This window comes from Nocardia sp. NPDC058480 (genome assembly GCF_042720495.1).
In the GTDB taxonomy this organism is placed as follows: Bacteria; Actinomycetota; Actinomycetes; order Mycobacteriales; family Mycobacteriaceae; genus Nocardia.
In genome coordinates, this window is sequence record NZ_JBHXMN010000020.1 from 62,535 (window position 1) to 83,108 (window position 20,574).

At 67.3% G+C, this 20,574-nt stretch carries 20 protein-coding genes; 12 read left to right on the forward strand and 8 right to left on the reverse strand.

The window, feature by feature from the left end; all coding sequences use genetic code 11:
• The first annotated feature begins 58 nt into the window (after window positions 1-58).
• The 4 genes from ACFWO8_RS30165 to ACFWO8_RS30180 are packed head-to-tail and all read left to right on the forward strand — an operon-like array spanning window position 59 to window position 3,556.
• Window positions 59-823 (forward strand): enoyl-CoA hydratase family protein, encoded by a 765-nt coding sequence (locus ACFWO8_RS30165; RefSeq protein ID WP_378913807.1) that lies wholly within the window; start codon window positions 59-61, stop codon window positions 821-823.
• Window positions 820-1,710, forward strand: a complete 891-nt coding sequence (locus ACFWO8_RS30170; RefSeq protein WP_378970966.1) for a CoA transferase subunit A — start codon at window positions 820-822, stop codon at window positions 1,708-1,710. Before ACFWO8_RS30165 ends, ACFWO8_RS30170 begins: the two co-directional genes overlap by 4 nt.
• A complete protein-coding gene (locus tag ACFWO8_RS30175) occupies window positions 1,707-2,474 on the forward strand; it encodes a CoA-transferase subunit beta (protein WP_378970572.1) in 768 nt (255 codons plus the stop codon). The genes ACFWO8_RS30170 and ACFWO8_RS30175 overlap by 4 nt, the downstream gene beginning before the upstream one ends.
• Complete coding sequence (locus tag ACFWO8_RS30180) at window positions 2,471-3,556, forward strand: NAD(P)H-dependent flavin oxidoreductase (RefSeq protein ID WP_378970581.1); 1,086 nt, start codon at window positions 2,471-2,473, stop codon at window positions 3,554-3,556. The genes ACFWO8_RS30175 and ACFWO8_RS30180 overlap by 4 nt, the downstream gene beginning before the upstream one ends.
• Before the next feature lie 129 nt (window positions 3,557-3,685).
• On the opposite strand, the gene ACFWO8_RS30185 is transcribed toward ACFWO8_RS30180, so the two are convergent.
• From ACFWO8_RS30185 to ACFWO8_RS30210, 6 genes are all read right to left on the reverse strand, one after another.
• Complete coding sequence (locus tag ACFWO8_RS30185; RefSeq protein ID WP_378970586.1) at window positions 3,686-5,647, reverse strand: molybdopterin-dependent oxidoreductase; 1,962 nt, start codon at window positions 5,645-5,647, stop codon at window positions 3,686-3,688.
• 48 nt (window positions 5,648-5,695) lie between these two features.
• Window positions 5,696-6,280 carry a hypothetical protein gene (locus tag ACFWO8_RS30190; RefSeq protein WP_378970591.1) on the reverse strand — a complete coding sequence of 195 codons (585 nt, stop codon included), beginning with the start codon at window positions 6,278-6,280 and terminating at the stop codon, window positions 5,696-5,698.
• Between the two features lie 287 nt (window positions 6,281-6,567).
• Window positions 6,568-7,728, reverse strand: coding sequence for an acetyl-CoA C-acetyltransferase (locus ACFWO8_RS30195; RefSeq protein ID WP_378970971.1), 1,161 nt, complete (start codon window positions 7,726-7,728; stop codon window positions 6,568-6,570).
• A gap of 45 nt (window positions 7,729-7,773) precedes the next feature.
• Window positions 7,774-8,394, reverse strand: coding sequence for a TetR/AcrR family transcriptional regulator (locus ACFWO8_RS30200; RefSeq protein WP_378970595.1), 621 nt, complete (start codon window positions 8,392-8,394; stop codon window positions 7,774-7,776).
• Window positions 8,395-8,440: 46 nt separating this feature from the next.
• Entirely contained in the window at window positions 8,441-9,262 is an 822-nt protein-coding gene (locus ACFWO8_RS30205) for an SDR family oxidoreductase (RefSeq protein ID WP_378970602.1), read from the reverse strand.
• Window positions 9,259-10,446, reverse strand: a complete 1,188-nt coding sequence (locus ACFWO8_RS30210; protein ID WP_378970613.1) for an acyl-CoA dehydrogenase family protein — start codon at window positions 10,444-10,446, stop codon at window positions 9,259-9,261. The genes ACFWO8_RS30205 and ACFWO8_RS30210 overlap by 4 nt, the downstream gene beginning before the upstream one ends.
• A 79-nt stretch (window positions 10,447-10,525) precedes the next feature.
• Between ACFWO8_RS30210 and ACFWO8_RS30215 the strand changes: the two genes are divergently transcribed.
• From ACFWO8_RS30215 to ACFWO8_RS30250, 8 genes are all read left to right on the forward strand, one after another.
• A complete protein-coding gene (locus ACFWO8_RS30215; RefSeq protein ID WP_378970621.1) occupies window positions 10,526-12,079 on the forward strand; it encodes a FadD3 family acyl-CoA ligase in 1,554 nt (517 codons plus the stop codon).
• Entirely contained in the window at window positions 12,076-12,951 is an 876-nt protein-coding gene (locus ACFWO8_RS30220) for an enoyl-CoA hydratase (RefSeq protein ID WP_378970627.1), read from the forward strand. Before ACFWO8_RS30215 ends, ACFWO8_RS30220 begins: the two co-directional genes overlap by 4 nt.
• The gene (locus ACFWO8_RS30225) at window positions 12,952-14,094 is read left to right on the forward strand and encodes an acyl-CoA dehydrogenase family protein (RefSeq protein ID WP_378970637.1); all 1,143 of its coding nucleotides are present in this window, start codon (window positions 12,952-12,954) and stop codon (window positions 14,092-14,094) included.
• A gap of 28 nt (window positions 14,095-14,122) precedes the next feature.
• Complete coding sequence (locus ACFWO8_RS30230) at window positions 14,123-15,127, forward strand: acyl-CoA dehydrogenase family protein (RefSeq protein ID WP_378970654.1); 1,005 nt, start codon at window positions 14,123-14,125, stop codon at window positions 15,125-15,127.
• A gap of 10 nt (window positions 15,128-15,137) precedes the next feature.
• Window positions 15,138-16,187 (forward strand): acyl-CoA dehydrogenase family protein, encoded by a 1,050-nt coding sequence (locus tag ACFWO8_RS30235; RefSeq protein ID WP_378970667.1) that lies wholly within the window; start codon window positions 15,138-15,140, stop codon window positions 16,185-16,187.
• A 130-nt stretch (window positions 16,188-16,317) separates the two neighbouring features.
• Window positions 16,318-16,770, forward strand: coding sequence for a MarR family winged helix-turn-helix transcriptional regulator (locus ACFWO8_RS30240; RefSeq protein ID WP_378970675.1), 453 nt, complete (start codon window positions 16,318-16,320; stop codon window positions 16,768-16,770).
• A 17-nt stretch (window positions 16,771-16,787) separates the two neighbouring features.
• Entirely contained in the window at window positions 16,788-18,008 is a 1,221-nt protein-coding gene (locus ACFWO8_RS30245) for an MFS transporter (protein ID WP_378970679.1), read from the forward strand.
• A 191-nt stretch (window positions 18,009-18,199) separates the two neighbouring features.
• Window positions 18,200-18,949 carry a DUF427 domain-containing protein gene (locus tag ACFWO8_RS30250; RefSeq protein ID WP_378970686.1) on the forward strand — a complete coding sequence of 250 codons (750 nt, stop codon included), beginning with the start codon at window positions 18,200-18,202 and terminating at the stop codon, window positions 18,947-18,949.
• On the opposite strand, the gene ACFWO8_RS30255 is transcribed toward ACFWO8_RS30250, so the two are convergent.
• Together ACFWO8_RS30255 and ACFWO8_RS30260 are read right to left on the reverse strand one after the other, a co-directional pair.
• A complete protein-coding gene (locus ACFWO8_RS30255) occupies window positions 18,950-19,372 on the reverse strand; it encodes a hypothetical protein (protein ID WP_378970692.1) in 423 nt (140 codons plus the stop codon).
• Window position 19,373: 1 nt separating this feature from the next.
• Complete coding sequence (locus ACFWO8_RS30260; protein ID WP_378970702.1) at window positions 19,374-20,549, reverse strand: Rieske 2Fe-2S domain-containing protein; 1,176 nt, start codon at window positions 20,547-20,549, stop codon at window positions 19,374-19,376.
• Window positions 20,550-20,574 lie beyond the last annotated feature (25 nt).

Sequence of the window (20,574 nt, forward strand, 5' to 3'; positions counted from 1 at the left end):
CCAAGCAATTGCTTGCTTTGTCTCGGGTTCGCCGAGGCGTGCACGAGGAGACATCGCGATGGGGATTAACCGTCACACCGAAGCCGACGGGGTAGAGGTCGTCACAGTCGACTACCCGCCGGTCAACGCCCTACCCTCGGACGGCTGGTTCGCACTGGCCGAAGCCGTCAGGGCAGCGGGCCGCAACCAGGAGACCCGGGTGGTCGTGCTGCGCGCGGAAGGCCGCGGGTTCAACGCGGGCGTCGACATCAAGGAGATGAACGCCGACGTCGGCCATACCGCGCTGATCCGCGCCAACCACGGCTGCTTCGAGGCCTTCGCCGCGGTCTACGACTGCGAGGTGCCCGTGGTCACCGCCGTGAACGGCTTCTGCCTCGGCGGCGGCATCGGCCTGGTCGGTAATTCCGACGTCATCGTCGCCTCCGACGACGCCACCTTCGGGCTGCCCGAAGTGGACCGTGGCGCGCTCGGCGCCGCCACGCACCTGGCGCGGCTGGTGCCACAGCACCTGATGCGCACCATGTTCTACACCGCGGGCAAGCTCACCGCCCAGCAGCTGCACCACTTCGGTTCGGTGTACAAGGTGGTGCCGCGCGCCGAACTCGACGCCGCCGCGATGGAGGTCGCGAAGAACATCGCGAACAAGGACGGCCGCGTGATCCGTGCCGCCAAGCGCGCGCTCAACGGCATCGACGTGCAGGACGTGCATCGGTCCTACCGCTACGAACAGGGCTTCACGATGGAGCTCAACCTCGCCGGTGTCGCCGACGAGATCAGAGCGCGCTTCGACGACGATCTCGCCGCGCAGAAGAAGGAGAGCTGAAAGCCATGCGCGACAAGAGAATGACCCTCGACGAGGTGGTCGGTGAGCTGCGCAGCGGCATGACCATCGGGATCGGTGGCTGGGGTTCGCGACGCAAGCCGATGGCGCTGGTGCGCGCGCTGCTGCGCTCCGATGTCACCGATCTGACCGTGGTCACCTACGGCGGTCCGGATCTGGGCCTGCTGTGCTCGGCGGGCAAGGTCCGCAAGGCGTACTACGGTTTCGTGTCGCTGGATTCGGCGCCGTTCTACGACCCGTGGTTCGCGAAGGCGCGCACCGAGGGCGCGATCACCGTGCGCGAGATGGACGAGGGGATGGTGAAGTGCGGGCTGCAAGCGGCCGCGGCGCGGCTGCCGTTCCTGCCGATTCGGGCCGGGCTCGGGTCGGCGGTGCTCGACTTCTGGGAGGGCGAGCTGAAGACCATCCCGTCGCCGTACCCCGCCGCCGACGGCCGCATCGAAACACTGGTCGCGATGCCCGCGCTCAACCTCGACGCGTCGTTCGTGCATCTTGATCTGGCCGACAAGCACGGCAATGCGGCATACACGGGCGTCGATCCGTATTTCGACGATCTGTACTGCCTGGCCGCGGAGCGCCGCTACGTCTCGGTGGATCGCATCGTCGAAACCGAGGAGCTGGTGAAAGCCGTTCCGCAACAGGCGATCATCCTCAACCGCATGCTGGTCGACGGCGTGGTCGAGTCGCCGGGCGGCGCGCACTTCACCTTCGCGGGCGGCTACGGGCGCGACGAGAAGTTTCAGAAGCACTATGTGGCCGCCGCGAAGACGCCGGAGTCGTGGGCCGAGTTCAAGGCTCGCTATCTCGACGTCTCCGAGGACGAATACCAGTCCGCCGTCGCCACTTTCGCCGAGGAGCAGAAGCTATGAACGCCGCAGTGCAGAGCGGAACCGTCACCCGCGCCGAGGTCTGTGTCATCGCGGCGGCGGAGATCTTCCGTGGGGCGGGCGAGATCATGGCGAGCCCCATGTCGACGATCACCACCATCGGCGCGCGGCTGGCCCGGCTCACCTTCGAGCCCGATCTCCTGCTGTCCGACGGTGAGGCGCTGTTCTTCGCCGAGGTACCGGCGATCGGCGCGAAAGCACCTGTGGAGGGCTGGATTCCGTTCTCCCGGGTCTTCGATGTGGTCGCCTCGGGTCGTCGCCACGTGGTGATGGGCGCCAACCAGATCGACCGGTTCGGCAACCAGAACCTGTCGGCCTTCGGCCCGCTCCAGCAGCCGTCGCGGCAGATGTTCGGTGTGCGTGGCGCGCCCGGCAACACCATCAACCACGCGACCAGCTACTTCGTGCCACGGCACAACAACCGGGTGTTCGTCGACAAGGTCGACATCATCTCCGGAATCGGCTACGACCGCATCGATCCCGAGAATCCGGCGTACCGCTTCCACCACCTGCACCGCGTGGTGACCAACCTGGGCGTGTTCGACTTCAACGGCCCCGACCACACCCTGCGCGCGCTGTCGCTGCACCCGGGTGTGAGCGCCGACGAGGTCGCCGAGAACACCTCCTTCGAGATCGCCGAATTGGGCGAAGCGGGCGAGACCAGGCTGCCCACCGACGAAGAGTTGCGGATCATCCGGACCGTGCTCGATCCCAAGGGTTTCCGGGAGAAGGAAGTGGCGGCGTGAGCGCGCGTTTGCGGACTCCGCTGACCGAACTGGTCGGCATCGAGCACCCGGTCGTGCAGACCGGCATGGGCTGGGTCGCCGGTCCTCGGCTGGTCGCGGCCACCGCCAACGCGGGCGGACTCGGCATTCTCGCCTCGGCGACAATGACTTTCGAGGAGCTGGAGGCGGCGGTCGCCAAGACCAAGTCGCTCACCGACAAGCCCTTCGGCGTGAACATCCGCGCCGACGCCACCGATGCCACTGAGCGCATCGACCTGCTCATTCGCGAGCACGTCAAGGTCGCCTCCTTCGCGCTCGCGCCGAAGAAGGACCTCATCGCCAAGCTCAAAGACGCAGGCGTCGTAGTGGTTCCGTCGATCGGCGCGGCCAAGCACGCGGTCAAGGTGGCGTCCTGGGGCGCCGACGCGGTGATCGTGCAGGGCGGCGAGGGCGGTGGGCACACCGGTCCGGTCGCCACCACGCTGCTGCTGCCGTCGGTGCTCGACGCGGTCGACATCCCGGTGATCGCGGCGGGCGGCTTCTTCGACGGTCGAGGCCTGGTCGCCGCACTGTCCTACGGCGCGGCCGGTGTCGCGATGGGCACCCGCTTCCTGCTCACCCAGGAAAGCACCGTCCCCGAGGCCGTGAAGCAGGAGTACTTGGCGCGCGGCCTCGGGGACACCGTCGTGTCGGTGAAGGTCGACGGCATGCCGCACCGGATGCTGAACACCGAATTGGTCGACAAGCTCGAGCACTCCGGCGGCTGGCGCGGACTGTCCGCCGCGGTGGGCAACGCGGCGAAGTTCAAGAGCATGACCGGCATGAAGTGGTCGACGCTGATGCGCGACGGTCTCATCATGCGCAAGACCAACGACATGAGCTGGTCGCAGGTGGTGATGAAGGCCAACTCGGCCATGCTGACCAAGGCCGGTCTCGTCGAGGGTCGCACCGACGCGGGCGTGCTGCCCGCGGGCCAGGTCACCGGCATCATCGACAGCCTGCCGACCGTTGCCGAGCTGATCGACCAGATCGTCACCGACGCGGTCGCCCGGATCGAAGCCATCAGCGCGTTGACCACCGAGCCCGCTGCCGAAGCTCGCTGACACCAACCGGACTCACCCCCGACTCGACGGACTGGAGCACCGTCGAGCTCGCTGGGTGACCGGAGCGCCGGACCAGGTGCGACGCCGACACGTCGCGCCGGGTCCGGCGCTTTTCGTTTTATCCGCAGGTCATCGCGGTGTGACGGTGACCCGGTTGTCATGGAAGACCGCGCCGCCGCCGTAGTCCGAATCTCGCTCGGCGATGGTGGCATTCACGGTGGCACCGCCGGTGAACTTGGCCCAGCGCCCCTTGGTCGTGCCCGCGACGCCGGGGCGCACCCGGTCCGATACCTCGGCGACGGCCTCGAAGGAACCGCGGGCGTTGGACACGACCACCGCGGCGCCGTCGGCGATTCCGCGGGCGGCGGCGTCGTCGGGATGCAGTGTGATGTCGGCTCCGCCGGCCCGGCGCCGCAATTCGGGGTTGGAGCCGAAGCTGGTGTTCAGGAAGTAGTGCGAGGCGGCGGAGATCAACACCAAGCCGTCGCCGGGGTCGGCCGGTGGGGTGTAGGACGGTAGAGGGTCGTGTCCGGCCAGTTCCGCTCTGGCGGAAACGAACTGGAGTTTGCCCGCGGGAACCGGGCCTGCCTGCACCTTCAGGAACCCGTCGGCGCGCAAGCGTTCGAGGTCGTGGCCTTTCAGTAGCTGCCTGGCCAGCTCTTCGTCGGAGTCGTAGAGCGCGGGCTCGGTGAGGCCGAACCGCTGCGAGAGCCGACGGAAAGTCTCGGTGGTGGACAGGCATTCGCCGGGCGGTTCGACGGCCGGTTCGTTCCAGATCAGATAGAGGTGCCCGTAACCGGCGATCACGTCGAGGTGTTCGGGCTGCATCGTGGCGGGCAGCACGATGTCGGCGTAGTCGACGGTGTCGGTCCCGAAGTGCTCGAGGACCACGGTGAACAGGTCTTCGCGGGACAGGCCCTCGATCACGCGACGCTGATCGGGATTCGAACCGACCGGGTTGGCCCCGATCACGAACAGCGCCTTGACCGGCGGATCGTCGGTTTCGAGCAGGGCTTCACCGAGCCTGGTCATCGAGAGGGTGCGGACCGGTCGCGGCAGCAGGTCGTCGCGACGCAGTGCGGCATCGTCGAGACGGAAGTGCCCGCTCGTCGAATAGTGCAGTCCCCCACCGGGTATCGCCCAGTCGCCGGTGACGCCGGGCAGGCAGCCGAGCACTCGCAGCGCCATGCCACCGCCCGCGTGCCGTTGCATACCTTGCGACGCGCGGATGGCAGTCGGCCTGGTGCGAGCGATCCGCTCACCGAGCGCGACGATCTGCTCCTGCCGCAACCCCGTGATCGCGGCGACCCGTTCCGGCGTGAATTCCTCGATACGGTCCCGGAATTCGGGCCAGCCCTCGGTGTGCTCGGCGATGAACTCGGTGTCCTGGGCGCCCAGCGAGACCACCACGTGCAGCAGCCCGAGCGCCAGCGCCGCATCGGTGCCCGGCAGCGGGGTGAGGTGTTCGTCGCAGCGCTCGGCGGTCTTGGTGCGCACGGGGTCGATGGAGACCAGGTAGGCGCCGCTGTCCTGGATGAACTTCCACAGGTGGTGGCCGGAACTGAGCGGATTGGTACCCCACAGCAGGATCAGCTTCGACTTCGCGAAGTCCTCGGGGTCCATGCCGCCGGAGGTGCCGAGGGTGTAGCTCAGGCCGGTGCCGCCGGCGACCGAGCAGATGGTCGGCGCGTGGTGCGACGCGCCGAGCAGGTTGAACATCCTGCGCCCCGGAAAGCCTTCCAGCCCTTGGAGATAGCCGAGACTGCCGGTGCCGTGGAACGGCCAGACCGCCTCACCACCGAATTCGTCGATGATGCCGGTGACCCGCGTGGCGATCTCGTCGAGCGCGGTGTCCCAGCTGATCCGCTCGAACTGCCCCGACCCCTTCGGCCCGACCCGGCGCATCGGATACCTGAGCCGATCCGGCGCACCGACCTGCTCGAGATAGCGGTTCACCTTCACGCACAGCGCACCGCGCGTGACCGGATGTTCCTTGTTGCCCCGCAGCCCGGTGGCGACCCCGTCCTCGACGGTCACCACCCACGAGCACGCGTCGGGGCAGTCGAGGGGGCATGCACCGAGCACCTTCACCTGGCCATCGTAGGCCGGATGGGTCGGCCCGAAGGCCGACCCGCCATCTCACTCCGTCTTGATGACCGGGTTGAGAATTCCGCACACCTTCCAGCCACCGTCTTCGTCGACCAGTTTGTAGGTCGCGGTCGAGGTGGTCTTCTTGCCGAGAATCGTCATGCTCATCGCCGTGGTGAACGTCCCGGAACTGCTACCGGAAGAGACATCAACGCTCTTCAAGGTCGTTGTCGTCTTCGGGAGCCCGGTGTCCGAGGGTGCCCCGGTCGGCGTGGCGGCGTTCTTGTACTTCGCGATCTCGTCCCGATCGGCGGCACACACCAAATCGTCCATGTCACCACCCTTCTGGTCGACCCACGCCTGTGCCGCCGCGCGCGGAGTGTCGTAGCCGCCACCGATGACCGAACCGCCATCACTGAACATAAAGAACGCGCCGACCGCGGCGGCGATCAGCACAGCCGCGCCGCCGACGATGAGTGCGATCTTGCCGCCGTTGCCGCCGGACGGGCGGGGCGGCTGGCCGTAACCACCCTGCGCGCCGTACTGCGGCTGGCCCTGCGGATACGGCATCGGCTGGCCTTGCTGGTACGGCTGACCTGGCATCGGCTGACCCTGCTGGTACGGCTGACCCGGCATCGGCTGACCCTGCGGATACGGCTGGCCTGGCCGACCTTGATACGGGTTGGGTTGGTGTGGGTGACCCATTCGGAATTCCTGTTCCCTGTTTCGCGAGTGACACCCATCCGGCACCACTTCAACACATGGCTTACCCACTGCGCCAACATGTTAGCCAGCACAAGGATTAGCAACCCTGCAGTCTTTATGACAGATCGATTGCTGGCAAGCCCCGGAAACCGCCGTATACACGCGACGGCCCGGTGCTGGACACTCCAGCACCGGGCCGTCAGCTGCTCCGCTTCGCGTTACTCCGCTGCGCCGAGACGCTCGATGATGGTCACGTTCGCGGTGCCACCACCCTCACAGATGGTGAGCAGGCCGTAGCGGCCGTTGATCCGCTCGAGCTCGTTGAGCAGCGTGGCGAACAGCTTGGCGCCGGTCGCGCCCAGCGGATGGCCGAGCGCGATCGCGCCACCGTTGACATTCACCTTCGCCGGATCGGCGCCGATCTCCTTGATCCAGGCCAGCACCACGGGAGCGAAGGCCTCGTTGATCTCGATGACGTCGATGTCGTCGATGGTGAGCCCGGTCTTCTCGAGCGCCCACTGGGTCGCCGGAATCGGCGCGCTGAGCATGAAGATCGGGTCCGCGCCGCGCGCGCTGACGTGGTGGATGCGGGCGCGCGGGGTGAGGCCGTACTCCTTGACCGCCCATTCGGAGGCGAGCAGCGTCGCGCTGGCGCCGTCGGAGATCTGGCTGGCGACAGCGGCGGTGAGCGGGCTGCCCTCGCCGAGCGGTTGCAGGGTCGCCATCTTCTCGAGGCTGGTCTCGCGCGGGCCCTGGTCGACCTTGAAGTCGCCGACCGGCACGATCTCGGACTCGAAACGGCCTTCGGCGATGGCCGCGCGGGCGCGTTCGTGGCTGCGCAGCGCCCACTGCTCCATGTCCTCGCGGGTGATGCCCCACTTCTCGGCGATCAGCTCGGCGCCGCGGAACTGCGAGACCTCGCCGGTGCCGTAGCGCTCGTCCCAGCCGGTGGCGCCGACGAACGGGGAGTCGAAGCCGTATTCCTTGCCCGCGAGCATGGCGGCCGAGATCGGGATGGCGCTCATGTTCTGCACGCCCGCCGCGACGATCACCTCGGCGGTGCCGCTCATGATGGCCTGCGCGCCGAAGTTCACCGCCTGCTGGCTGGAACCACACTGCCGGTCGACGGTGACGCCGGGAACCTCTTCGGGGTATCCCGCGGTGAGCCACATGGTGCGGCCGATATTGCCTGCCTGCGGACCGACATTGTCGACGCAGCCGACGATCACGTCGTCGACGACGGCCGGGTCGATCCCGGTGCGCTCGATGAGCCCGCGCAGGGCGGCGGCACCGAGGTCGGCCGGATGCACGCCGGCCAGCGCGCCATTGCGCTTGCCGACCGCGGTACGCACCGCGTCGATCACATAGGCCTCCCGCAACGGGGTGTAGGGGCGGCGCTCGGCGGGTGCGGTCATCGGGAACTCCTATGGCGTGGTGCTCCCGGGCAGGGTGAGCCCGTCGAGCACGATGGTGAGATATTGCTGGGCAAGGTTTTTCACGGTGATCGGGCCACCGGGGGTGTACCAGCGGACCGCCACCCACACGGTGTCGCGCAGGAAGCGGAACGCGAGTTCCACGTCGAGTTCGGGGCGGAAGCTGCCATCGGCGACGCCGGCGGCGAGCACCCGGTGCCACAGATCGCGGAACTCGATATTGAAGTCACGGATGTAGCCGAAACGTTCTACGTCGCGCAGGTTCTTGGCCTCGGCCTGGTAGATCGCGACTGCGGCGTGGTGCCGGTCGAACGCCTCGTAGGAGGCGATGACCAAGGCCTCCAAGGTGTCTCGTGCGCTCAGGGACGCGCCCGCGATCTCGCGGTAGCGGCCGAACAGGTCGTCGAGGAAGCCGCGCAGGATCTCGTCGACCATCGATTCCTTGGAATCGAAGTGGTGGTAGAGGCTGCCCGAGAGGATGCCCGCGGAGTCGGCGATGTCGCGCACCGTGGTAGCACGCAGTCCACGTTCGGCGAACAGACCGGCGGCCAGGCCGAGGAGTTCGGCGCGGCGGGTGCGTTTGACGGTGTCGGGTGCGGTCACACCCGTCATCGTAGTACCAAGCACTTGCTTGGTTTCGGAGAACCCGCCACGGCGATCATGCGCGCTGACTACTCACCGAGACAACCTCGCCGGTCAGATACGAGGTGTAGTCACTGGCCAGCATGGCGATCGTCGCCGCTACTTCCCATGGCTCGGCGGCGCGACCGAAGGCTTCGCGCTCGCTGAGCGAGTCGAGCAGCTCGGTCGAGCTCACCTTGTCCAGGAACGGATGACGGGCGATGCTCGGCGCGACAGCGTTGATCCGCACGCCGAATTCGGCGGCTTCGACCGCGCTGCACCTGGTCAGCGCCATTACGCCGGCTTTGGCGGCGGCGTAGTGCGCCTGGCCGTGCTGGGCGCGCCAGCCCAGGACAGAGGCATTGTTGACGATCACGCCGCCGTGGCCCGCGCCGCGAAAGTAGCCGAGCGCCGCACGGGTGCAGCGGAAGGTGCCGGTGAGGGTGATGTCGAGCACCTGGTCCCACTGCTCGTCGGTCATGTCGACCACCGGGGTCTCACCGCCGAGGCCCGCGTTGTTGACCATGATGTCGATCCGGCCGAGTTCGGCGGCGGCATCGGCGAGCAGCTGATTCACCTGCGCGGAGTCGCGGACGTCGCACACCACGGCACCGACCCGGCGCTCCGGGAACTCCTTCGCCAGCAGCTCGGCGGTCTCGGTCAAGCGGCGCTCGTGCCAATCCGAGACCACCACGTCGGCGCCCTCTTCGAGGAGCCTGCGCGCGGTGGCCGAGCCGATGCCGGTGCCCGCGGCGGCGGTGATCACGGCCGTCCGGCCTGCGAGCAGGCCGTGTCCGGGGATCGAGGCCGGCGCGATCGACAGCGACTTGTTCGCGCCCGAATAGGTCTGCTCACTCACGGGCGTGCCTCTCGCGGGAGACCGAGCACACGCTCGGCGATGATGTTGCGCTGCACTTCGTTCGAACCTCCATAGATCGTGTCGGCGCGGCTGAACAGGTACAGCCGCTGCCATGCGGTCATGTCGTCGGGGCCCAGGATCAGGCCGGCCGCGCCTTGGACAGCCATTGCCAGCTCGCCGAGGTCGCGATGCCAGTTGGCCCACAACAACTTCGACACCGAGGCGCCGCCCGAATCGTCGTGGTCCTCGCTCATGGTGCGCAGCGCGTGCGCGCGCAGCACCCTGAGTCCGACCCAGGAGCGGTCGAGGCGGTCGGCGATCAGCGGGTCGGCGGCGGCGCCGGTGCGGCGGGCCAGGTCTTCGATGTCGGCGAGTTCGCGAGCGAAGCGGATCTGCTGACCGAGGGTGGAGATTCCGCGTTCGAAGTTCAAGGTGCCCATGGCGATTCGCCAGCCGTCACCGGGCTCGCCGACGACCAGGTTCGCGTCGGTCACGGCGTTGTCGAAGAACACTTCGTTGAATTCGGAAGTGCCGGTGAGCTGTTCGATCGGGCGCACTTCGATGCCGGGCTGATTCATCGGAACCAGCAGGTAGGACAGGCCCTTGTGCCGGGTCGAGCCGCGTTCGGTGCGGGCGATCACGAAGCACCAGTCGGCGACGTGCGCGAGCGAGGTCCAGATCTTCTGGCCGTTGATCACCCACTTGTCGCCGTCGAGGCGGGCCGTGGTGCTGACCGCGGCGAGGTCGGAACCGGCGCCGGGCTCGGAATAGCCCTGGCACCACAGCTCGCCGACCGAGCGGACACCGGGGAGGAAGCGCTTCTTCTGCTCCTCGGTGCCGAAGGCGAGCACCGTCGGGCCGAGCAGTTCCTCACCCACGTGCGAGACCCGCGCCGGGGCGTCGGCCTTCGCGTATTCCTCGTGAAAGATCACCTGCTGGCGCACACTCGCACCCCGGCCGCCGTATTCGACCGGCCAGCCAAGGCAGGTCCAGCCCGCCTTCGCGAGGTGGCGGTCCCACGCCAGTCGCTCTTCGAAGAATTCATGCTCGCGGCCGGGTCCACCGGTTCCGCGCAGGTCAGCGAACTCGCCGGAAAGATTTTCGGCGAGCCAATCGCGTATTTCCGCGCGAAACTCCGCGTCGGAGGTCACGGTATCGGAATCTGAGGTCTGGATCACGCCCACGCCGATAGGATAACCTACCAAGCACTTGCTTTGTTAGCTGCTTCGGAAGAACAGCGAACCGTCCAACGGTGAGGACCCCGTGACACCTCCTGCACAAACCACCCCGCAGGCGCTGCGACACATCGCCGCGGCGCATCCGCACGAGCCTGCCCTGATCGACGGCGCGACCCGCCTGACCTGGGCCGAGCTGCTCGAACAGGTCCGCATCGCCGCGCGTGCCCTGATCGCGCGCGGCATCGCCCCCGGCGACCGGGTCGCGATGTGGGCGCCGAACACCCACCACTGGGTGATCGCCGCGCTGGCCGCGCATTCCGTCGGCGCCGCGCTGGTTCCGTTGAACACCCGCTATGTGGCGGCCGAGGCCGTCGACGTGCTGACCCGCGTTGACGCGAAGGCGTTGTTCGTCGCGGGCCCGTTCCTCGGTCGCGATCGAGCCGCGGAGCTCGCGGCGACGGCACCGGCGCTGGGTATCGGCACCGTCGTCGTCATCCCGGTCGAGGCATCCCCCAGCGCGGCGGCACCGACAACGGTGACATGGGCGGAGTTGCTCGCGCAGGCCGCGACCGTCTCCGAAGCAGCAGGCGACGAGCGGGCCGACCAGGTCTCCCCCGACGACATCGCCGACATCCTGTTCACCTCCGGCACCACCGGCCGCAGCAAGGGCACGCTCGTCGCGCACCGGCAGGCTCTCGATGTGGTGCGCGGGTGGGTGGACTGCTCGACCCTGCGCGCCGGCGACCGCTACCTGGTGATCCCCCCGTTCTTCCACAACTTCGGTTACAAGGCGGGCATTCTCGCGTGCCTGGTCACCGGGGCCACGATCGTGCCGCAGGCCACCTTCGACGTGCCCGCGGCGCTGGCGCTGATCGAGTCCGAGCAGATCACCGTGCTCACCGGCCCGCCGACGATCTACCAGACCATCCTTTCCCATCCCCAGCGCGCCGAGCGTGACCTGACCTCGCTGCGGGTGGCGGTGACCGGCGCGGCGACCGTGCCGGTGGTTCTGATCGAGCGGATGCGCGACGATCTCGCCTTCGAGGTGGTCATTACCGCCTACGGCCTGTCCGAATCATCGGGTTTCGGCACCATGTGCCGCCCCTCCGACGACGCGAAAACCATCGCCAACACCTGCGGCGGGCCGATCGCCGGGTTCGAACTGCGCCTGTCCGAGGCCGGTGAGGTGCTGCTGCGCGGTCCCAACGTGATGATCGGCTACCTCGACGACCCCGAGGCCACCGCCGAGGCCATCGACGCCGACGGCTGGTTGCACACCGGCGATATCGGCATCGTCGACGAGCGCGGCTATCTGAAGATCACCGACCGGCTCAAGGACATGTACATCACCGGCGGGTTCAACGTGTATCCCGCCGAGATCGAACAGACCCTGGCCAGGCTCGACGGCGTCGCCGAGTCGGCGGTGATCGGCGTGCCCGACGAGCGAATGGGCGAGGTCGGCAAGGCCGTTGTCGTCCGCAAGGCCGGATCGGCACTCACCGCCGACGAGGTGATCGCCTTCGCCGCGAGCACATTGGCGAATTTCAAAGTGCCCAGGCTTGTCGAGTTCCGCGACCAGCTGCCCTACAGCGCCGCGGGCAAAGTGCTCAAGCGTGAGCTACGTGAGGAGAAGTCGTGAGTTCCGAAACCGAGACCGAGGTCGTCACCTATGAGGTGCGCGGATCGGTCGCCGTCGTCACCATGAACCGGCCCGATTTCCGCAATGCGCAGAACTCGAAGATGACCTATGCCCTCGACGCCGCCTTCGTGCGCGCGGTCGAGGATCCCGAGGTCAAGGTGATCGTGCTGGCGGGCAACGGAAAACACTTCAGCGCCGGGCACGACATCGGTACACCGGGCCGCGACCACGATGTGCACTACGAGAACAAGGCAGCGCTGTGGTGGGACCACCTCGACCGCCCCGGTGGTGATCAGCGGTTCGCGCGCGAGTCCGAGGTGTATCTCGGCATGTGCAGGCGCTGGCGGGAAATCCCCAAGCCGATGGTGGCGATGGTGCAGGGCGCGTGCATCGCGGGCGGGCTGATGCTGGCCTGGGTGTGCGACCTGATCGTCTGCTCCGAGGACGCGTTCTTCTCCGATCCGGTGGTCCGGATGGGCATTCCGGGTGTGGAGTACTTCGCGCATCCGTGGGTGATGGGTCCGCGCGCGGCCAAGGAGTTCCTGTTCACCGGCGATCGATTCGGGGCGGCGCAGGCCAAGGAGTGGGGCATGGTCAACCGCGTCGTGCCGCGCGAGGAACTCGAAACCGAGGTATTCGGTCTCGCCGAAAAGATTTCCGCCATGCCGCAATTCGGGCTGGCGCTCACCAAGAAGGCCGTCAACCAGGCCGAGGATCTGATGGGCATGCGCAGTGGCATGGACTCGGTCTTCGGGCTGCACCATTTCGCGCACGCGCACAACGCCGAGGTCGGCGCCGATTCGCTCGGCGGGATGAACGCCCGCTCGATGAAGGCCACCGCCACCTCTACCGAACAGAACGGGACGAAGTAAGTGGATCTCGAGATCGACCCGGCTGTCCGGGAATTCCAGCTGGAGGTGCGCGAGTTCCTCGCCGCCAATGTACCGGCCGAGCCGCTGCCCTCGATGGACACCGCGGCGGGTTTCGAAGCGCACCGGGAATGGGAAGCGAAGCTGGCCGAAGCCAGGCTGTCCGCGGTGTCGTGGCCACGCGAGTTCGGCGGGCGGGACGCGTCGATCCTCGAATGGGTGCTCTTCGAGCAGGAGTACTACGCCGCGGGCGCACCGGGCCGGGTCGCGCAGAACGGCATCTTCCTGCTGGCGCCGACCCTGTTCGAGCACGGCACCCCCGAACAGCTGGCGCGGATCCTGCCGCGGATGGCTCGTGGTGACGACATCTGGGCACAAGCCTGGTCGGAGCCTGAGGCGGGCAGCGACCTCGCGAGCCTGCGTTCGACCGCGCGACGCACCGAGGGCGGATGGCTGCTCAACGGCCAGAAGACGTGGAGCTCGCGTGCGTCCTTCGCGGATTGGTCGTTCGGCCTGTTCCGCAGCGACCCCGACGCGCAACGTCACCACGGGCTGACCTACGTGATGTTCCCGCTCACCGCCGAGGGCGTGAGCGTGCGGCCGATCCCCCAGCTCGACGGCGAACCCGGCTTCGCCGAGATCTTCCTCGATGACGTCTTCGTGCCGGACCACGATGTGATCGGCGGGGTGAACGAGGGCTGGCGGGTCGCGATGGCGACCTCGTCGAACGAGCGCGGCCTCTCACTGCGCAGCCCGGGCCGGTTCAGCGCCACCGCGCAACGGCTCATCGACCTGTGGGAGGAGACGGCCGACCCGAGCGACACCGCGGCCAGGAACTCGGTGGTCGACGCCTGGCTCGGTGCCGAGGCCTACCGCCTGCACACCTTCGGCACTGTCACTCGCCTCCAAGACGGCGGGCAACTCGGCGCGGAATCGTCGATCACCAAGGTGTACTGGTCCGAGCTCGACATCGCGATGCACGAGACGGCACTGGAGCTGCTCGGCTCGTCCGCCGAGCAGCGCAGCAACTGGACCGACGGCTACCTGTTCTCGCTCTCCGGCCCGATCTACGCGGGCACCAACGAGATCCAGCGCAACATCATCGCCGAGCGCATCCTCGGCCTGCCCCGCGAGACCAAGCGATGAACGTGTACTTCAACTCAGGAGGTCTGCGATGAGATTCGCGCTCAGTACCGAACAGCTCGACTTCGCCGCCGAGCTGCGCAAGATTCTCGATGCCGGACAGGTACCCGCCGCCGTGCGCGCCTGGTCGGATGGTGAGACCACCAAGGGGCGCGCGCTGCTTCGGCAGATCGCCGACATGGGCGTCTTCGGCCTGATCGTCGACGAGAAGTACGACGGGGCGGACGCGACCACCGTCGATCTCGTTGTCGCGCTGATCGAACTGGGCCGCGGTGCCGCGCCCGGTCCGGTGGCCGAGTCCGCCGCCGTGATTCCGGCACTGCTGCAACGTCTTCCGGATGACGCATCCGCGCGACGGTGGTTGTCCGCGCTCGCGAGCGGCGAGTCGCTCGGCACCATCACCTTCGAGACGCAGCGCGGAATCGCCCTCGACGCCGATATCGCCGAGCCGGTCCTCGTCGCTGCCGACGGTCGACTGACACTCGGCGTTCCGGCGACGGATTCGGTGACCTCGATCGACCCCGCCCGCAAGCTGTTCCGCGTCACGGCCGGCGAACTGATCGCCGAGGGGCCTGAGATCGAAGCGGCCATCGACTACGCCTTCGACGCCGGTGTTCTCGCCTGTGCCGCCCAGCTCCTCGGTGCGGGCCGTTCGATTCTCGAACAGACCACCTCCTATGCGAAGCAGCGCAAGCAGTTCGGTCGCGCGATCGGTGAATTCCAGGCGGTGAAACAGCAACTCGCCGATGTGCTGATCGCCCTCGATCTGGCCGAGCCGCTGCTGTACCGCGCGGCGCTCACACTCGATTCGGCCGACCGGGCCCGCGATGTCTCGGCAGCCCTGGTGACCTGCGGTGACGCTGCCCATCGGGCCGCGCGCGCCGGGCTTCAGGTGCACGGTGCCATCGGCTACACCGCGGAATTCGACCTGTCGCTGTGGCTCACCAAGGTCGCCGCGCTGCGGACCGCTTGGGGCACAGCCGATTTCCACCGTGCCCGCATCGCCGCCGCACTGCGCGACGCCGCAGCGGTCTGAGGAGGAACCCATGTCATCGAATGAACTGCTCGAATTCCGGACTTCCGTGCGCGCCCTGCTCGGCAAACACGCCACACCCGCCGCGCTGCGCGAGGCCATGGACACCGACCTCGGGTACGACCCGAAGTTGTGGCGGATGCTGTGCGAGCAGGTCGGCGTAGCCGCGCTCGCGGTGCCGGAACAGTGGGGCGGCGCGGGCGCGGGCCTGGTCGAATCACTCATGGTCGTCGGCGAATTGGGGCGGACGCTGAGCGGGGTGCCGATGCTCGGGTCGGCGGTGCTCGGGGTGCAGGCGATTCTGCTCGCCGGTGACGAACCCTCCTGCGCGCGGCTGTTGCCCGATCTGGCGGATGGGTCACGCACGGCGGCCCTGTGCTGGGCCGCCGCCGACGGCTGGGATGCGTCCGGAGTCAGCGTGACCGACGGAACGCTCAGTGGCGCTGCCCATTACGTGCTGCACGGCGCGCAGGCAGACCTGCTGTTGGTACTGACCGACGACGGACTGTTCGAGACAACAGCGGGCGCACCCGGCGTCGCCGTCACCGCGACTCCCGCGCTCGACCCCACCCGCACACTCGCCACCATCACCTTCACCAATGCCCCCGCCACCCGGATCGGCACCGGCGACCCGGTGGCGCTGCGGCGACGATTGCGCGAGATCGCTTGGGCGGCACTGGCTGCCGAACAGGTCGGCGCGGCCAGGCGCTGCCTCGAGATGACGGTCGAGTACACCGCGTCGCGCGTGCAGTTCGGGCGCCCGATCGGCAGCTTCCAGGCGCTCAAGCACCGGATGGCCGATATGTACGTGCTGGTCGAGTCGGCTGAATCGGCGGCGCAGGCCGCCGTCCAGGCGGTCGCCGAGGACAGCCCGTCGGCCGCGGAGGACACCTGGGTGGCACGCAAGCACTGCACCGAGACCTTCTCCACAGTGGCGGCCGAGACCATCCAGCTGCACGGCGGCATCGCCATCACCTGGGAACACGACGCCCATCTCTATTTCAAGCGGGCGCACGCCACCGCCGAGCTGTTCGGCACCGGCCGACGCCCGGTCGCGGCCTGACCGAATTCACCGAAAGCCCCTGGTAGCAGCCCCGCTGCCGGGGGCTTTCGGCATGTTGTGCGCCGTTTCACCAGGCTCCTGAGCCGATCCTCCTAGATTTAGATAGTTAGCTTATGTAAGCTAATCTCTCGTGAAGCAGACAGAGCAGCCATCCGCGGACGACATCGTGGTCGACCTGTTGGTCACTGCTGGTCGGCTCACCCGGCTGGCCGGGGCGATCAGCAACGACGATCTGCCCCGCGCGGTCCTGCGGGCCCTTGCCGTGCTCGACGAGCACGGTGGTCTGCGAGTGAGCGATTTCGCCCGGATCGACAGATGTTCCCAACCGGCGGCAACGGCGCTGATCGGCCGACTCGTCACCGACGGATTCGCCACCCGCACCAAGGACCCGCACGATTCCCGGGCAGTGCTCGTCGCGCTCACCCCGGCCGGCCGGTCCCGTCTCACCGAGGCCAGGCGCGCGTTCGCCGCCGCCGTGGCACCCGGACTCGCCGATTTCGATCTCGATCGGCTGATCCGCCTCGATACCGACATGAACGACCTGCTGACAGCACTTCGTGCGGTTGCCCGCGGTCATCAGTGATGCAACCAGGAGCGCCAATGAACGCCGCGGCCACCTCCCCGGCCGGCCAGCCCAAAGCTGTCCTGGCCGTCGCCTTCGCGAGCGTTATCGCGTTCATGGGCATCGGCCTCGTCGATCCCATTCTCAAGCCGATCGGCGAGCAGCTGAACGCGACGCCGTCACAGGTGTCGCTGCTTTTCACCAGCTACATGGCCGTCACCGGCGTCGCCATGCTGGTCACCGGCATGATCTCGAGCCGCTTCGGCGCGAAGAAGACGCTGCTGTCCGGGCTGGCGATCATCATCGTGTTCGCCGCGCTGGCCGGCCTGTCCGGCAGCATCGGCGAGATCATCGGCTTCCGCGCGGGCTGGGGTCTCGGCAACGCGCTGTTCATCGCCACGGCACTGGCCACCATCGTCGGCGCGGCCACCGGCGGGGTCGCCAAGGCGATCATCCTCTACGAGGCCGCGCTCGGTATCGGCATCGCGACCGGTCCGCTGCTGGGCGGCGTGCTCGGCGGAATCAGCTGGCGTGGACCGTTCTTCGGCGTTTCGGTGCTGATGGCCGTGGCCTTCATCGCGATCGTCGTGCTGCTGCCGGAAACACCGAAGGCACCGCATCCGACCTCGATCACCGCGCCGTTCAAAGCATTGCGGCACAGGGGATTGCTCACCGTCAGCATCACCGCGCTGCTCTACAACTTCGGCTTCTTCACCCTGCTCGCGTTCACCCCGTTCCCGCTGGACATGGGCACCTACGCGATCGGCTTCATCTTCTGCGGCTGGGGCATCCTGCTCGCCGTGTCCTCGGTGTTCCTGGCCCCGAAACTGCAGGCGCGCTTCGGTTCGCTGCCGATGATGGCACTGTCGCTGGCCCTGTTCGCGATCGATCTGGCCGTGATGGGGATCTTCACCGAGCACAAGATCGTGCTGATCGTCGGTGTCGTGATCGCGGGTGCGTTCCTCGGCGTGAACAACACGCTGATCACCGAGGCCGTGATGATCTCGGCGCCGGTCGAACGCTCGACCGCGTCGGCGGCGTACAGCTTCGTCCGATTCGGTGGCGGTGCGGCCGCGCCATGGGTGGCGGGCAAGCTCGGCGAGCACAATATGTCGCTGCCGTTCTGGCTCGGCGCGGCCTTCACCGCCGCCGCGGTCGCGGTGCTGTACCTCGGCCGCAACGCACTGGCCCACATCGACGACCACGACCCAGCCCCGCACTCCGTCGAAGAAGCGCAGGCCATCACCGTCGGCGATTGAGCTGTGTTTTTGGAGCGCTGGCGCGCTCGATTCGCGGCCCTGGCGGTCCCGCAGTTGCGGGCTCGAGACTAACGCCTGCGGCGTAGCGCTTTCGAACCCGCAACTGCGGGACGGCCGCGAACCGGCCGCTGCGCGGCCGGCCCCTCCCTAAAGGTCGGGGTTCGGGGTCGGGCTTCGGGTAGCGTCGGTGTATGGCCGAGGACCGACGTGGACTTGTCAAGGTTGAGACCGGGCAGAAGCGAGTGCGGGTCTATCTGCGCGGGAAACTGGTGGCTGATACGTTGCGGCCGCTGCTGGTCTGGGAAATCCCCTACTACCCGACCTACTACGTGCCACTCACCGATGTGCACGCCGATCTCGATCCGAACGGGATCACCGAGCACTCCCCCAGCCGCGGTGAAGCGACGGGCTACGACGTGGCGGTCGATGGCATGCGGGCCGACGGTGCGGCGCTGCGCTATCTCGACTCGCCGCTGCCGGAGCTGAAAGACGCTGTGCGACTCGATATCGCCGCGTTCGACTGGTTCGAGGAAGACGAGCAGGTCTTCGTGCATCCGCGCGATCCGTATTCGCGCGTCGACATTCTCGGCAGCTCCCGGAACGTGCGGGTGGAGATCGACGGGGTCACCGTAGCGGACTCACGTTCGCCGCGGATTCTGTTCGAAACCGGTTTGCCCGCACGGTATTACCTGCCGCTGACCGATGTCAGGATGGATCTGCTGACACCGTCGGACACCCACTCCAGCTGCCCGTACAAGGGCACCGCCGACTACTGGAATGTGCGAGTCGACGACACCGATCACGCCGATATCGTCTGGATCTATCGCACGCCGTTGCCGGAGAGTCAGAAGGTCGCCGGCCTGGCGTGCTTCTACAACGAGAAGGTCGACATCTACCTCGACGGGGTACGGCAGGATCGCCCGCACACACCGTTCAGCTGACTATTCGCCGACTTCGAGCACGCCCTCATCGATGGCCCATTTGATCGACTTCTCGAGTGACGGACACGATTCCGGCCGACCCGGCCGGGCGCCGTGTTCGGCCAGCTGCGCGAAAACCGGGCAGTGCGCGTCAGGTCGTTCGGTCCACTGCACCGAGGTCTGATGCGCGCTCGCCTTGCGGACTAAGACCTGCGCCGAGCACGTCTGGCACCGCAGTGGGGTCAGACCGGTATCGAGATAGTGCTGTTTGTCGACCACGGTTTGCGCCCGCACCGCGGCCTGTCGCACGGGCTGATCCGCGAAATCAGGCGCTTTGGCCCAGGTCGGGCGGGTCGCCGCACGCTGCGGCGACTCACCCGACCCCGGCTCAGCCGAAGCGAGCCGCGACGGATCGCCGGACCTTTGCGGCTCGCTTGGAGTCATGTCAGACGCCCGCTTCCTCGGATTCGGCCTTGCGACGCAGATTCTCCGCCACTTCGGCCTCCCATGCCTGATTCGCCTTGGTCGTGTCGACCTCGAATTCGAAGCGCTGGGTCATCTTCTCGGTGACGTCGGCGACGTCGACGTAGAACTGGTCGTACCAGCGACGCAGCTGGTAGACCGGGCCGTCCTCCTCGCAGAGCAACGGGTTGTCGAGCTTGGACTTGTGCTTCCAGATCTCCACGTCCTGCAGGAAACCGTCGCCGAAGAACTTGGCCATCGTGTCGGCCAGCTTCTTCGCGGCCTCGTCGGGCAGACCCTTGGGCTTCTCGACGGACAGGCCCCACTGCAGCACGAACGAATCCTGGCTGACCGGGTAGTGGCAGTTGATCAGCTGGACCTTGATCTCGTACCCGCTGTAGATGTTCACCAGCGGATTGATCATGTAGGACGGTCCGAAGTAGGACGCCTCTGACTTGAGCAGCGTGTCAGCGCCGTGCTTGGCCGCCATGCCGACGTCGGGACGACCCTTGGTCTCCAGGAACTGCGTCGCCACGTGGCCTTCGAAGACGTTCTTGAAGTACGTCGGGAAGGCGTAGTGGATGTAGAAGAAGTGCGCCATGTCCACGACGTTGTCGATGATCTCGCGGCAGTTGGCGCCTTCGATCAGCAACGTGTCCCAGGTCCAGTCGGTCCAGCCGCTGTTGTGGGTCTCGGTGGGGTTGCCCTGTTCGTCGGTGTACGGGCCCTCGATATACGGGATCGTCACCTCGTCCGACGGCTCGTTGCCCTCGTGGTCATGCCAGAGGTAGAGCTGACCGTTTCGCTCGAGCGTGGTCCACTTCCTGGTGCGGGCCAGCGGCGGAACGCGACGCGCGTACGGAATCGCGGTGCACTTTCCGTTCGCGCCCCAGCGCCAATCGTGGAACGGGCAGGCGATGTCGTCGCCCTTCACCGTTCCCATGGTCAGATCGCCGCCCATATGCCTGCAGTAGGCGTCGAGCACACGGATCTCGTCGTCGGTATCGGTCCACACGACGAGCTTGGTACCGAAGACCTCGACCGCGTGCGGCTTGCCGTCGCGGAACGTCGCCGCAAGACCGACACAGTGCCAGCCGCGTGCGAACCTCGTCGGCGGTGCACCGACGTCGAGTTCCCTCACCTTGGGGTTGATCGCCATCCCGAACCCTCCTCGTTCACTAGAA

Excerpts from the sequence above, each read along its gene's own strand:
- ACFWO8_RS30175 (WP_378970572.1), top strand. The coding sequence starts at position 1,707 with ATGAACGCCGCAGTGCAGAGCGGAACCGTCACCCGCGCCGAGGTCTGT.
- ACFWO8_RS30230 (WP_378970654.1), top strand. The coding sequence starts at position 14,123 with ATGAGATTCGCGCTCAGTACCGAACAGCTCGACTTCGCCGCCGAGCTG.
- ACFWO8_RS30245 (WP_378970679.1), top strand. The coding sequence starts at position 16,788 with ATGAACGCCGCGGCCACCTCCCCGGCCGGCCAGCCCAAAGCTGTCCTG.
- ACFWO8_RS30165 (WP_378913807.1), top strand. The coding sequence starts at position 59 with ATGGGGATTAACCGTCACACCGAAGCCGACGGGGTAGAGGTCGTCACA.
- ACFWO8_RS30200 (WP_378970595.1), bottom strand. The coding sequence starts at position 8,394 with ATGACGGGTGTGACCGCACCCGACACCGTCAAACGCACCCGCCGCGCC.
- ACFWO8_RS30235 (WP_378970667.1), top strand. The coding sequence starts at position 15,138 with ATGTCATCGAATGAACTGCTCGAATTCCGGACTTCCGTGCGCGCCCTG.
- ACFWO8_RS30255 (WP_378970692.1), bottom strand. The coding sequence starts at position 19,372 with ATGACTCCAAGCGAGCCGCAAAGGTCCGGCGATCCGTCGCGGCTCGCT.
- ACFWO8_RS30260 (WP_378970702.1), bottom strand. The coding sequence starts at position 20,549 with ATGGCGATCAACCCCAAGGTGAGGGAACTCGACGTCGGTGCACCGCCG.
- ACFWO8_RS30190 (WP_378970591.1), bottom strand. The coding sequence starts at position 6,280 with ATGCCGGGTCAGCCGTACCAGCAGGGTCAGCCGATGCCAGGTCAGCCG.
- ACFWO8_RS30250 (WP_378970686.1), top strand. The coding sequence starts at position 18,200 with ATGGCCGAGGACCGACGTGGACTTGTCAAGGTTGAGACCGGGCAGAAG.